The 220-nt window shown below is 50.5% G+C and carries 1 rRNA gene; it reads right to left on the minus strand.

The annotated features are described in order from the left end of the window. A 5S ribosomal RNA gene (rrf, locus tag OGY09_RS01085) occupies nt 1–67 on the minus strand; the annotation flags it as partial. Nucleotides 68–220: the final 153 nt, after the last annotated feature.

The following is a 220-nucleotide window of genomic DNA, read 5'->3' on the forward strand; positions in this document are numbered from 1 at the left end:
CGCTACGGCGTTTCACTTCTGAGTTCGGCATGGGGTCAGGTGGGACCACCGCGCTACAGCCGCCAGGCAAATTCTGTTTACCAACACACCTCCTGGGCATGTCGATGTAATCTGTAATCAGGCTGAATCTTGTGTCTGTCTCTTTCGCCAAAACATCTTCGGCGTTGTAAGGTTAAGCCTCACGGTTCATTAGTATCGGTTAGCTCAATGTATCGCTACA

The sequence above is a fragment of the Citrobacter sp. Cpo071 genome, from assembly GCF_030332765.1.
Taxonomy (GTDB): Bacteria; Pseudomonadota; Gammaproteobacteria; order Enterobacterales; family Enterobacteriaceae; genus Citrobacter; species Citrobacter portucalensis.